The sequence below is a fragment of the Paraclostridium bifermentans genome, assembly GCF_964259345.1.
Classification (GTDB): Bacteria; Bacillota; Clostridia; order Peptostreptococcales; family Peptostreptococcaceae; genus Paraclostridium; species Paraclostridium bifermentans_B.
In genome coordinates this window covers 205,933-218,669 of record NZ_CAXVJR010000002.1, presented here as the reverse complement: position 1 = coordinate 218,669, position 12,737 = coordinate 205,933, and the positions used below count along the sequence as shown (strand labels likewise).

Sequence of the window (12,737 nt, the reverse complement as noted above, 5' to 3'; positions counted from 1 at the left end):
TCTTTTTCTTGAAACTCCTTTACTATAAATCCCTTATTAGGAATCTTTTCTAATAAATTCTCCCCTGCTAATCTTGTTAAAGCCTCTCGTGCAGGTGTTCTACTAACTCCTATTGCACTGCAAATCTCCGATTCTGTAATTCGTTGATTTGGTTTATATTCACCAATTTGTATCTTTTGTGATATATATTCGTATACTCTGATTGTAAGTGGATCTGCTTTGATTTTTATTCCCCCCCATATTTTAAAAAAGGCGTGCTTAAAATTAAAAGCACACCGTTTTCATACTATTATAATACTATTTTATACATTTTATTTTACTTCATCAAGTTTTTCTTGCTTCTTCACTCTTTTTCTTATCATAAATGGTAGTAATATTCCAAGTAAACAAATTCCACCTAACATTGCAAATATATAATTATATCCTGATGCACCAACATTATCTAATATCATACCGCATATGTTATGCATATAAAAATCAGGTAAATATCCTATTATAGATGCAATTCCTATTACTGTAGCCGTTACACTAACAGGGAATTTACATTCTCCTACCATAGAGAAAGCTACTCCATAAACCATATAACCTAGAGCACTTGGTATTAAAGTAAGTGTTATTAATACCATTTGACCAGATGATGCCATTATTATTATCAAGAAGAAAAACAATGCTGTAAGTGCATTACCTATCATAAACCACTTTGTTGTTGATCTTAATTTATCTACTATATATCCTCCCAGTGGAGCACAGAATACCAAGAATAAATTAGATCTAATAATTGCTATTGTACTAGACATTTGCTCTGATATTCCAACAACCTCTGTTAAATAAGGAGTAAAATAAGTACTTGTTGTAAATATAGAATAAGAACAAAGTATTGCTAAAGATAATAACCATGTTATAGGATTTTTTAATACATCCTTTACCTTGCTAAAATCAAATTTATCTTCACTCGCAGCTTGAGTTTCTTCTTTTTTAGAATCAGTTACAAAGAAATATACCATAGCCGCTGCTACTATATTTGCTATTGCCATTACAAACACTGCCATTTTAAGTCCTGTTGCTGGGTCACCAAACTTTGAATATACTCCTAGTGCAATAGAGTTACATATTGCTTGTGTAAGTCCATTACCAGCATAATATAAACCATACATTCTACCTTGTTCCTCTGCTGTTCCTATCTGACCAACTACTTTCATAAGTGCACTCCAGAAAATGAATGCAGTAGAAAGTGCAAGTAAGAACCAAATAATTAAAGATAATGTATAGTTTAATGTAATACCATATAATACCGTAAGTATAGCAGTTGCCACTAATGAAAGTATCAAACTTTTCTTTGTAGACAACTTATCTGCAAGTATTCCACCAGGAATATATAATAGCATACATCCTACTGAATAAAGTGATACCATTGAACCCATTTGAGTATTTGTAATTTCCATTACTGACATCATTTGATCATAGAATATATATTTAAGATAAGGAAGTAAATAAATCGACCCTCCAGCCAAGGACAATGCTAATATTGCCAAATATTTATGTGCTTTACTTTGTTTTATATTACTCATTAAAACACCACCATGTATTTATTTTTATTTTTAAAAATTTTCTATTTCATTATTTAAATATAGATATAGCCTCAAATAGGTTACTATACATAAGTAACCTATTTGAATGCATATTAATCTAATTTTATAAATATATTACTCTGCCGTACAACTTGCTATCTCTAATACATCTGGTGTATCAGATTTATCTGGTGCAAATAACTCTCTTGCTACTTCTCTTTGAGTTTTACAATCTACTTTAGCTTTTTCAAACATAACTCTTGTTTGTCTTCTTACTATTTCTTCTAAATCATTTACTATAGCTTCTGGAGTTGGCTCAACTAAACCAAATACCACTACTTCGTATATTCTTATTCCACCCATGTTACATACAAAGTCAACACAGATATCTACACCTTTTTCTTTTAATATTTCATCTGCTTCAGGAGTTACAGGTATATTTGCTGCTTCTACTATTAAGCTAGCTTTAACTAAATGAGCATTGTTTTTGTTTATAACATCTTCAAGTGCTGCTGGAACTAATATATCACAATCCATTTCTAACCACTTAGAGTTATCTAATATTTCATAATGTGGTTCAAATGCATCTCTATCCATTTCTCCCTTTGGCTTTCTTGTTTCTACTAATTTCTTAACATCTAATCCATCTTTGCAGTAAACTAGACCTTGAACATCAGCTATACCTACAACTTTGTATCCCATCTTATCTAAACAATAAGCCATTGAAGCTCCAACGCATCCAAATCCTTGTATAACTACACTAGCGCCTTCTTTTCCTTCTTTTATTTTCCAAGCTTCATCTAATGAATATGCACAACCATATCCAGTTATCATGTCATACATTAAGAATCCATCATATGTTTTAGCACATACATCATCATGATCTTTTATATACTGAGCAAACTTAGGATTAGCTCTCATCTCTTTTGTAGTTGGAAGCCCTATTCCTATTTCATCTAATATTCTTAAAACATCACCATAATCAACACCTAAATCTCCACCTATAGAAACCCCAGAACCTATATATGGTGCCATAGCAGTTAAATATCTTTTTAATACATCAAGTGCATCTGGTGCTTTATAGTCATAAGCTATACCACCTTTACACCCTCCAGTTGTTTTAGACTCTATAGCTTTATACTTATATCCCATTGCTGTTGCAAGTCTTATTACTTCCTCTTTATTTACAGTTGGGTGCATTCTTGTTCCACCACCGCAGTAATGATTTACAAAGTTATATGCACATAACCACCCTTTTGCATCCGTTTCAGTATCGTTCCACTCTACTACTATATATGGTTTTTGATTTTTATTAGACATATTTTATTCCCCCTTATAATTTATAAAAACTTATACTCTACTCATTTCACATTCAACACATTTTTCACATTCATTATTTAAACTTTTTGTATTCTCATAATTTATTACTAATGCATCTACTGCATTTAATCCGTTTTCATATATAAATATTGGATTTATATCTAATTCTTTTAATGTATTTTTATTATCCTTAGCAAAGTTTGATATATTAACTATTACATCTGCTAAAGCATCTATATCTAACTTTGGATTTCCTCTATAACCTTTTAATAATTTAGATGACTTAAGTTCATTAATCATATTAATAGCTTCTTTTTTAGAAACAGGAACAGGGCATAGTGATGTATCTTTGAATACTTCAACAAACACTCCTCCTAATCCACAAAGAATACTCGGTCCAAATTGTGGATCGTTATTTACTCCAACTATTACTTCTACTCCCTTAGTTGCCATTTGTTGAACTAATACTCCACCTACTCTAGCATCTGGCTCATGAGTTTTAGCATTTTCTAAGATTTCATAAAATGCTTTTCTTACAGCTTCTTCAGTAGTTATATTTAACTTAACTCCACCAATATCTGACTTATGTAATATATCAACAGAGTCTATTTTCATAACCACAGGATAACCAATGCTATTTGCTAACTCTACTGCTTCATCAACAGTTTTAGCAACTTCTTCATTTGGAGCAGGTATGTTATATTCTTTTAATAACTTTTTACTTTCATATTCAGAAAGTGCCACACTACCTTCGCCTACTACATCAGGTATAGCAAGTTCTAAATCTACATCTGCTGGGTTATAGCTTATAAAGTCAGCTAGATACTTTAATATTTTAAATGCATATCCTGCTGGAGGCATTACTGGAACTCCAATATTTTCTAACTGTGTTAAGTATTCTTCATTTCTTGTATTTTCTAAAAATGGTATCATTACAACTGGCTTAGAATTTGGCTCTTGTTTTACCAACTCAATTCCTTTAGCCATATAATATATTGCATTATCAGCTATTTCTTGAAGCAGTGTATATCCTACACATACTGTTCCTACATTTTCGTCATACATTACTGCTCTTAGGGCACTTGCATAAAGCTCTATATCATAAGATAGTGAAGCTGTCATATCAAGTGGGTTATTTGGAGTTGCATAACTTGGAAGTAAGTTATTTAACTTATCCATTGTTTCCTTTGAAAAATCACAGAACTTTATATTATTTATTTCACCTAAATCTGCACATACTCCAGTTTCTCCTCCTGATAAGTTCATTGATGCAAAGTTAGGATTTTGTGGTAGTTTATCAAGAACTGATAACATTTGAGATGTTGCCAATAGCTCTTCTATATCATCTACTCTTATTACTCCAAACTTTTTAAATACTGCATCGTATACTCTATCAGAACCAGCTAAACTTCCTGTATGTGAAGATGCTATTTGAGAAGCTTTTTCAGACTTACCAACCTTTAATACTACTATTGGTTTTCTCTTTATTGCAGCTTTTCTTAAACATTCTTCAAACATCTTAGGATTTTTTATTCCTTCTAAATACATTGCAACAACTTTAGTTTCTTCATCATCTATTAAATAATCTAGGTATTGTTCCATTTTTACTATAGAACTATTTCCTGATGATATTGCATAGGAAAATCTCATATTAGGACTTTCCATCAAAGATAGGGCTATCTGACCACTTTGAGATACTAATCCTACAGAACCTTTTCTTTCTCTATCATTTGATATAAAAGCAAAGGCATGAGTATTGCTGTTGTAGTTTATATATCCTGCACAGTTAGGTCCCATTAAAGCAATATCTAACTCCCTACATAAAGACTCTAACTCTTCTTCATTTTTTCTTCCTTCATCTGTTCCTAGTTCTGAATATCCACTAGCATATACTACTGCACCTCTTGCACCTTTTTTATGTGCATCTTTAAGTATTTGATTTACAGTAAATTGAGGTGTACATATTATAACTAAATCTATAGTATTATCTATATCCTCTATACTCTTATAACAAGGTATACCAAATACCTCATCTCTCTTTGGATTAACTAAAAATACTCTATCTGTATCCATATACTTTAAAATATTTCTACAAGTGTCTCCTCCAAAGCCTTCTTTCTCACTTGCACCTACAACACATATGTTTTTAGGATTTAATAATTTTTCTAAATTCATAATGTCCCCCCACTATTTACAAGCTTCATATCCTTTTTCAAAACAAGCTTTATTCTTTGGATTATTTTTTCCCTTATCTAAAAAGAACTTTTCAACACCTTGCATAAACACTTCTTTTTCAAACAAATCAGTAGCTTTAGCTAATGCTCCTAGCATTACTATATTTGCTCCCCTTGCATTTTCACACTCTTCAGCTATATTTGTAGCTGCTACTTCATATATTTTTAAATCATCTCTGAATTTATAATCTTTTATTATTGAACTATTTGCTATTATAATTCCACCTTGTTTCATCATATTCTCAAACTTAACTACTGAAGGTTGGTTCATAGCAACTAAAACATCTATCTTGTTTACAAATGGACTTGATATTTCATCATCACTTATTTTAACGTTACAGTTTGCAGTTCCACCTCTCATCTCCGAACCATAAGAAGGAATCCATGTAACATTTTTATCATTTAACATTCCTATATTTGCAGCTATTAATCCTGCTGTTAATACTCCTTGACCACCAAAACCTGAAAAAATCATATCTGCCATTATTTTTCACCTCTCTTTACATATTCACCTATTGGATATTCCACTAAAACATTCTCTCTTATATGTTGTAAAGATTTTTCTGGTGTTAATCCCCAGTTTGTTGGACATGGAGATACAACTTCAACAAATGAATATCCTTCATTATTCATTTGAGCTTCAAAAGCATTTCTTATAAATTTCTTAGTTTGATTAATTTCCTTTGGATTTGTTATACATCCTCTTGCTGCATATCCTATATTTAAATTTTCCATAAACTTAATTACATTTACTGGTCTTCCTGTTATATCAACATCTCTACCAAATGGAGAAGTAGTTGTCTTTTGTCCTTCTAAAGTTGTAGGTGCCATTTGCCCACCTGTCATACCAAATACTCCATTGTTTACAAATACTACTGTAATATTTTCGTTTCTTATTGCAGCATACATTGTTTCAGAAAATCCTATTGCAAGTGCATCACCATCTCCTTGGTAAGTAAACACTGGACTTTCTGGTCTTACTCTTTTTATACCTGTTGCTACAGCAGCTGCTCTACCATGTTGAGCTTGAACCCAATCCACGCCAAAAGTGTCCATCATAAGACAAGCACATCCAACAGCAACTGAACCTATAGCTTTTTTATCAAGTTCCATTTCTTCTAATACTTCTGCTACTAATCTATTTACAATCCCATGACCACATCCAGGACAAAATTTGTTATCTTCTACTAATAAACTAGGTTTTTTCTTAATCATTATAAACAAACCCCCTCTGCTACCTTGTTTTCTACTTCTTCAACTGTAGCTAATATTTCTTCTGCTAATGGTACAGTTGACCCCGATAAGTGAGTAAATACTGGTATCTTCATTTCACAAGCTAGTTTTACATCTTCTACCATTTGCCCAAGTGCTGATAACTCTACAGATATCAATGCTTTAACATTATCACTATTAATTTTTTCAAATGCTTTAATTGGGTATGGGAATAAAGATACAGGTCTTAATAATCCTAACTTCTCTCCATTTTTTCTAGCTATCTTAACAGCTTCTTTACAAACTCTTGAAGAAATTCCATATGCAACTAATACTATCTCTGCATCATCTAATTCATATTCCTCCCACATTTGTTCATTCTCTGCTATATTGTCGTACTTAGCTTTTATATACTTATCGTAATCAGATTTGTAGTACATTACTGATGTTGTTCTTCTAAATGGTCCATCGCCTTTACCTTTTAAAGACCATTCAAATTTATTTGGATCATGTTCATTAAAATCTTTAAATTCTACTGGTTCCATCATTTGACTTATTGAAGAGTCTGATAAAATAACTACTGGGTTTCTGTATTCTTCAGCTTTGTCATAAGCCATATATGTTAAATCTGCTGCTTCTTGAACAGAGTTTGGAGCAAATACTATACATCTATAATCTCCATGACCACCGTTTTTTACTGTTTGCCAGTAATCTCCTTGTGCTTGGAATATGTCTCCTAGTCCACTACCATATCTCATAACATTTACTAATACACATGGTAGTTCTGCTGAAGCTATGTATGATATACCTTCTTGAAGTAAGCTGTATCCTGGTCCTGAAGAACTTGTTAATACTCTAAATCCTGCAGCTGCTCCACCATATACTGCTGATATACCAGCTATTTCAGATTCAGTTTGAACAAAGTGTCCCCCTACTTCTGGTAATCTTTTTGCTAGGTATTCAAGTATTTCACTTTGAGGTGTTATTGGATATCCTGCAAATAATCTACAACCAGCTCTTACTGCTGATTCTGCTATTGCATCATTACCTTTCATTAACATTTTAGTCATTTACTCCACCTCCAATATTTCAAATACATATTCTGGACACATTACATAGCAAAGTCCACATTTTACGCATTTTTCTTCGATTACATCTACAGTTTGGTATCCTTTGTCATTGATGTAATCTCCCATTATTATTGCTTCTTTGGCACATACATTTTTACAATAGCCACAGCTTTTACAGCTTTCTTTGTGTAAAATCATTTTTTCCATAAAAAAGACTCCCCCAATTTAAGATATTTATTTTTTGGAATAAATCCATGTTATACGTTTTGATTTTTGTATTGTGATTTGTTTATTTGATAAATAAAGTATTTTTTAAGTGATTTTTGATATAGATTTAATGTATTTTAGATTGTATACATTTTGATTATTTGATTGGTTGATTAGTTGTTTTGGATTGTATACGTTTTGTTTTTTGTTATTTAAGTTAATTATAGTGTATGGTAATGCTTATATCAAGCGTTATATTTTTAATTTTTTAAATTTTCTAAATAATTTCATATGTTGTTTATAGATTGTATACATTTTGATTACTGGTTTAGTTATTTATAGTTTGTATACATATTTTAAATTACATAAAAATAAGGAGTAACTTTTCGTTACTCCTCGTTTATCTATATAAATATAATATTCTTTTAGTTTATTAGTTACACCGCTTTTCAATAGTCTTAAATTATTTTAATTATTATATTTTTTTATTTCCATAGTATCTTACTGCACTATAAGATTTAGGTGCTTTTTTATATAAGTATTTTTCTAAAATTTTTTCATCTGTACACTTAATACCTTCCCATTTTACACGAGTTCCTCCATTAGTTCTCTCCCAAGTTTTAGGTATCCATATTCCTACAATATATGTTCTATACAAGCTAAACACTAGTTCCACTTCTTTAACTCTGTCGATACTACATTTCCAGCATCCTATTGTAGCATCATATAACCCTCTTTTGTCTTTGTCTATTGCATTGTTTATAACAAATCCAACAGACTTATTCGTTATATCTTCATAATTTAATTCCCCTTTATCTTTAAATGTATCTAAAAAAGTTTTTTTACTCATGTTTTTCTTTATCCCCTTAAGTTTTATAATTTATATATTTATTATATCAGAAACCCATATCTGTCTTAAACCTTTAAAATTATGCAATTTCATAGTTGTAAGCCACAATGCAATTATCTTAACATGCTTATTTTAAGCTTACAATCAGAACATTTGTGTGATATAATTATAGTTTGAATAATAATGAAATACCTTATAGAAAGGATATGAATATATATGGCTGTTAATTATTTTGACAATTATACGCTAGAAGACATTTATAATGAAATGCAAGCCGTATATCTTAACGATAATAGACCTTGGATCATAGGGTACAGTGGCGGAAAAGATAGTAGTGTTGTTGCAGAGCTTACATTTAGAATGCTTCTAAATTTACCTGAAGAAAAAAGACACAAACCTGTTTATATAGTGTCATCTGACACACTTATAGAAAACCCTGTAATATTAAATTATCTTAACGATAATATAAATAAAATGAACGAAAGTGCTAAAGAATATAATTTACCTATAGAAGCTACAGTTGTAAATCCACATCCTGGTGATAGCTTTTGGACTAATGTTATAGGTAAAGGATACCCTACTCCTAAATCTATACAATATCGTTGGTGTACGGAAAGATTAAAAATAAAACCTTCTAATCAATTTATACAAAAACAATTAGAAAGTGAAGATGTTGTTATCTTACTTGGAGTTCGTAAAGATGAAAGTATAGCTAGAAAAGCTAGAATTGAAAAAAGAGAAATAGAAGGATATCTTCTTACTCCTCATCAAACTCTAAAAAGTAAAAACCATTTAGCTTATGTCTACACTCCTATAGTAGACTTTACTACTGCTGATGTGTGGGATGTATTAGTTAATAATAATGATAATATACTTGAAGAAGCTAATGATGGATTTGGTTCTACTGCAACATCATGGGGAACTGATACTATGGAATTATTCCATATGTATACTAAAGGTTCTGGTGATTCGGGAGAATGTCCATTTATAGCAGACGAATCCACTGCTAAAAGTAGTTGTGGTAATAGTAGATTTGGTTGTTGGATTTGCACAGTTGTCAAAGAAGACAAGTCTTTAAATGGATTTATAAAATCTGGCCATTTAGAACTCAAACCTCTACTTGACTTTAGAACATGGATATTATCTCAAAGAGATGTTCCTGAAAATCGTAAAAAACATAAAAGAAATGGTTCCGTTATAAAAAGAGATGGGCGTATAATGTTTGGACCTTTTACTTTTGAAGCTAGACAAATGATACTTAGAGAATTATTAAAAACTCAAATAAGAATGCAAGAGTTTTATCCTGATATAGAACTAATTACTTTAGATGAACTAAAAGCTATAGATGCAATATGGGACGATGAAGAAGACTTAACAGCTACAACATTAGTAGACATATATAGAGAAATCACTGGTAAAGATCTTCCTTGGTCTAAGTACAAAAAACCAGTATTTGATTCTTCTACTCTATGTGCAATAAATGAAAAATGTAATGAGTATAATATAAATCATGATTTATTTAATAAATTAATTATTGATACTAATAAGTATAAACATTTTAGTAATACTACTAAACTTAAAAATTCAATAAATAAAACTTTAAATCAACAATGGCTTCATCAAGATATTGTTGAAAAAATTGAAGAAGAAAGTAGCAAGGAGTTAGACAATGAAAATTAATAAGCTTAAACTTAAAAACTTTAGATCTTATGAAGAGGAAACTGTCTTCGATTTTGCTACTACTGATGATAAAAACATTATACTTATTGGTGGTAAAAATGGAGCTGGTAAATCTACAATATTTGAAGCTATAAAACTTTGTATATACGGACCTATGGCTTATAAATACCAAGGATTTAATGCTTCTTATATATCTAAAGTGAAATCAAATATAAATAATAACTCTCTTAAGTCTGATTTAGTAGATGCATTTGTTTCTATTGACTTAGAGTTAAGCGAAGGTACAGAAATAAACATATATACATTGACTAGAAAATGGACTTTTAAAAATAAAAAATTAGATGAGATATTTTTAGTTTATAAGAACTACTCACCTATTCCTTTAAAAGATGAAGAACTTAACTTTTTTGAAAATTATATAACATCAATAATTTCTCCAAAAATATTTGAATTTTTCTTCTTTGATGGTGAACATCTTTCAGAATTTTTCATAGGTAAAAATTCTAATACTCACTTAAAGCAATCACTTTTATCACTTTGTAATTTCGATACTTTTGATGTTTTAAAAAACACTATACTTTCAAGTATCAGAAATAGTAAAAATGACGATTCTGAATTAGAGTTAGCTAAAGCAAATTATTTAGCTTTAGAGGATGAGTTCACTAAGCTCACTTTAGAAAAATCTAGCTTAGTTGATAATTTTGATAATATTTCAATTGAGTTTGATGATTTGAATCAAAAACAAAAACAGTTAGAAAGTGATTTTAGAAAAAAAGGTGGAGTTCTTGCTGAAGAAAGAGAGATTCTTAATAAAAAAACTATAGAGCTAGAAACTAGAAGATCTGTAATAAATCAATCTATAAAAGATTTTTGTAATGATATTCTTCCATTTTTAATTGTTAAAGATCAAATATTTAATTTGAAAAATCAAATTAAAAGTGAAAGTGACAATCTTGTATATTCCCAATTAAAGGATAAATTATCAGCAGATTATTTCAAAAATCTTCTTTTAAGTAAATTAGATACTTCTAGTATAGATGAAATAGCTATGACTGTTTCAGAAGCTTTGATTGATGATATAAAACCTAATAATCAAGCAGATGACTTCAAGGTTATTCATAACCTTTCTAATGATGAAAGTAATTCAATACTTTCTTTAATAGACAACAAATTGAGTATTGATAATAACAATATACTTTCACTGTTTGATGAACATAGAAATATAGGTGAAGAATTAGCAACAATCAGAACTACATTAAATAATAGTCTTGAAGATGAGTCTTTAAATAAATATATAAATGAACTAACAGATTTATCTAACAAAATCGGACATTTATCTGAGATTAAGAATAATTTAGATATTAAGTTAAAAGATTTAGAATTATTAGTTTTAAATACTGAAACAGCTAAAGATAAAGCTAAATCAAAGTATATAGATTTACTTCAATCTAATAAAGTTGTAGATATGTCTTCTGACCTTATACTTATGTTAGATGATATGATTACAACTTTAACTGAAAGTAAAACAAAAGAAATTCAAAATAATTTTATGTATATATTCAAAAAAATTATACGTAAAGATAACTTTATAGATTTCATAGATATAGATAGTAATTTTAATACATCTTTATATATAAACAAAATGTATAACTCTCTTGAAATCGAAAACCTTATAGAAAATATAGGTTACGATGAAATGGAGAAAAAATTAGGTAACTTATTCTTCGAGGATTTATTTACTGAGTATAAAGTTAAAAATCGTTCTGAGTTACTTAATAAGATAAAAAATGGTAATCAATCAGCCTTTATAACTTTAAGAACAAAAGTTGATATAAATGGATTCTCTAGTGGAGAAAAACAAATATATATTCTTTGCTTATACTGGGCTTTACTAAAAGCTTCTGATATAGAAATACCATTTATAATAGATACTCCTTACGCAAGAATAGATGAAACTCATAGAAATAATATTACTAATGAGTATTTCTCTACTATAAGCGATCAGGTTATTATTTTATCTACTAATACAGAGATAGATGAAAAATCATATAAAGATATTAAACCTAGATTAAATGGTGAGTATTTAATTGATTATGATGATATAAATAGAAAGACTATACAGTCTAAAGGATACTTTTTCGAGGTGTAATTATGGGATTTAGATTAAAAACATCAATGCAAACAAAAGAAATATTTGAAGAGTTAGGTTCTAGAATGAATTTAAAGCCATTTGCACTTTGTAAACTTGCAATTTCAATGTCTTTAACTAGTGATGAACCTATTGAGGATTATAAGAGTTTTGATAATAATGGGCTTGAGTTAAATAGACAAACTATAACAGCTCAGTATGATGGATTATTTAAAGCTTTACTTGAACAATATGCTGGTAAAAGTTTAACCGATGATGAGTACTTCCCTAATCATGCTAAACTTCATATAGATAGAGGAGCTGTTATGCTTAAAAATAAATATAATTATTCTAGTAATTTGGAACATTTTATTAGACAAATATCTAATAATGATCTTGGTATATAAAAATATAACAATTGCAACTAAATCACTTAAAAAGTAGATTTTATTATTTTAAAGAAAAATT

The 12,737-nt window shown here is 29.5% G+C and carries 11 protein-coding genes and 1 pseudogene; 3 read left to right on the top strand and 9 right to left on the bottom strand.

Annotation, left to right across the window (positions count from 1 at the left end):
- Positions 1-80: 80 nt before the first annotated feature.
- From ACEXNK_RS05100 to ACEXNK_RS05060, 9 genes and pseudogenes are all read right to left on the bottom strand, one after another.
- Positions 81-140: pseudogene (locus ACEXNK_RS05100) on the bottom strand (hypothetical protein); the annotation flags it as partial.
- Positions 141-311: 171 nt separating this feature from the next.
- The gene (locus tag ACEXNK_RS05095; protein WP_373599183.1) at positions 312-1,568 is read right to left on the bottom strand and encodes an MFS transporter; all 1,257 of its coding nucleotides are present in this window, start codon (positions 1,566-1,568) and stop codon (positions 312-314) included.
- Between the two features lie 135 nt (positions 1,569-1,703).
- Positions 1,704-2,888, bottom strand: coding sequence for a Glu/Leu/Phe/Val family dehydrogenase (locus tag ACEXNK_RS05090; RefSeq protein WP_373599184.1), 1,185 nt, complete (start codon positions 2,886-2,888; stop codon positions 1,704-1,706).
- A gap of 30 nt (positions 2,889-2,918) precedes the next feature.
- The gene (locus ACEXNK_RS05085; protein ID WP_373599185.1) at positions 2,919-5,063 is read right to left on the bottom strand and encodes an acetate--CoA ligase family protein; all 2,145 of its coding nucleotides are present in this window, start codon (positions 5,061-5,063) and stop codon (positions 2,919-2,921) included.
- 12 nt (positions 5,064-5,075) lie between these two features.
- Positions 5,076-5,606 carry a 2-oxoacid:acceptor oxidoreductase family protein gene (locus ACEXNK_RS05080; protein WP_373599186.1) on the bottom strand — a complete coding sequence of 177 codons (531 nt, stop codon included), beginning with the start codon at positions 5,604-5,606 and terminating at the stop codon, positions 5,076-5,078.
- Complete coding sequence (locus tag ACEXNK_RS05075) at positions 5,606-6,337, bottom strand: thiamine pyrophosphate-dependent enzyme (RefSeq protein WP_373599187.1); 732 nt, start codon at positions 6,335-6,337, stop codon at positions 5,606-5,608. Before ACEXNK_RS05075 ends, ACEXNK_RS05080 begins: the two co-directional genes overlap by 1 nt.
- Positions 6,337-7,404: a 3-methyl-2-oxobutanoate dehydrogenase subunit VorB gene (gene vorB / locus ACEXNK_RS05070; protein ID WP_373599188.1), complete on the bottom strand. Its 1,068-nt coding sequence runs from the start codon at positions 7,402-7,404 to the stop codon at positions 6,337-6,339. The genes ACEXNK_RS05075 and vorB overlap by 1 nt, the downstream gene beginning before the upstream one ends.
- Positions 7,405-7,611, bottom strand: coding sequence for a 4Fe-4S dicluster domain-containing protein (locus ACEXNK_RS05065; protein WP_373599189.1), 207 nt, complete (start codon positions 7,609-7,611; stop codon positions 7,405-7,407).
- Positions 7,612-8,086: 475 nt separating this feature from the next.
- Positions 8,087-8,461: a hypothetical protein gene (locus ACEXNK_RS05060; protein ID WP_373599190.1), complete on the bottom strand. Its 375-nt coding sequence runs from the start codon at positions 8,459-8,461 to the stop codon at positions 8,087-8,089.
- Between the two features lie 216 nt (positions 8,462-8,677).
- Between ACEXNK_RS05060 and dndC the strand changes: the two genes are divergently transcribed.
- From dndC to ACEXNK_RS05045, 3 genes are read left to right on the top strand one after another with little or no spacing between them, the layout of a single operon-like run.
- The gene (dndC, locus tag ACEXNK_RS05055) at positions 8,678-10,141 is read left to right on the top strand and encodes a DNA phosphorothioation system sulfurtransferase DndC (protein ID WP_373599191.1); all 1,464 of its coding nucleotides are present in this window, start codon (positions 8,678-8,680) and stop codon (positions 10,139-10,141) included.
- Positions 10,131-12,290 carry an AAA family ATPase gene (locus ACEXNK_RS05050; RefSeq protein WP_373599192.1) on the top strand — a complete coding sequence of 720 codons (2,160 nt, stop codon included), beginning with the start codon at positions 10,131-10,133 and terminating at the stop codon, positions 12,288-12,290. The genes dndC and ACEXNK_RS05050 overlap by 11 nt, the downstream gene beginning before the upstream one ends.
- 2 nt (positions 12,291-12,292) lie before the next feature.
- Complete coding sequence (locus ACEXNK_RS05045; RefSeq protein WP_373599193.1) at positions 12,293-12,676, top strand: DndE family protein; 384 nt, start codon at positions 12,293-12,295, stop codon at positions 12,674-12,676.
- Positions 12,677-12,737 lie beyond the last annotated feature (61 nt).

What these genes read in the sequence shown, in the direction of transcription:
- ACEXNK_RS05095 (WP_373599183.1), bottom strand. Translation starts at nt 1,568, where the DNA reads ATGAGTAATATAAAACAAAGTAAAGCACATAAATATTTGGCAATATTA.
- ACEXNK_RS05090 (WP_373599184.1), bottom strand. Translation starts at nt 2,888, where the DNA reads ATGTCTAATAAAAATCAAAAACCATATATAGTAGTAGAGTGGAACGAT.
- ACEXNK_RS05085 (WP_373599185.1), bottom strand. Translation starts at nt 5,063, where the DNA reads ATGAATTTAGAAAAATTATTAAATCCTAAAAACATATGTGTTGTAGGT.
- ACEXNK_RS05080 (WP_373599186.1), bottom strand. Translation starts at nt 5,606, where the DNA reads ATGGCAGATATGATTTTTTCAGGTTTTGGTGGTCAAGGAGTATTAACA.
- ACEXNK_RS05075 (WP_373599187.1), bottom strand. Translation starts at nt 6,337, where the DNA reads ATGATTAAGAAAAAACCTAGTTTATTAGTAGAAGATAACAAATTTTGT.
- vorB (WP_373599188.1), bottom strand. Translation starts at nt 7,404, where the DNA reads ATGACTAAAATGTTAATGAAAGGTAATGATGCAATAGCAGAATCAGCA.
- ACEXNK_RS05065 (WP_373599189.1), bottom strand. Translation starts at nt 7,611, where the DNA reads ATGGAAAAAATGATTTTACACAAAGAAAGCTGTAAAAGCTGTGGCTAT.
- ACEXNK_RS05060 (WP_373599190.1), bottom strand. Translation starts at nt 8,461, where the DNA reads ATGAGTAAAAAAACTTTTTTAGATACATTTAAAGATAAAGGGGAATTA.
- dndC (WP_373599191.1), top strand. Translation starts at nt 8,678, where the DNA reads ATGGCTGTTAATTATTTTGACAATTATACGCTAGAAGACATTTATAAT.
- ACEXNK_RS05050 (WP_373599192.1), top strand. Translation starts at nt 10,131, where the DNA reads ATGAAAATTAATAAGCTTAAACTTAAAAACTTTAGATCTTATGAAGAG.
- ACEXNK_RS05045 (WP_373599193.1), top strand. Translation starts at nt 12,293, where the DNA reads ATGGGATTTAGATTAAAAACATCAATGCAAACAAAAGAAATATTTGAA.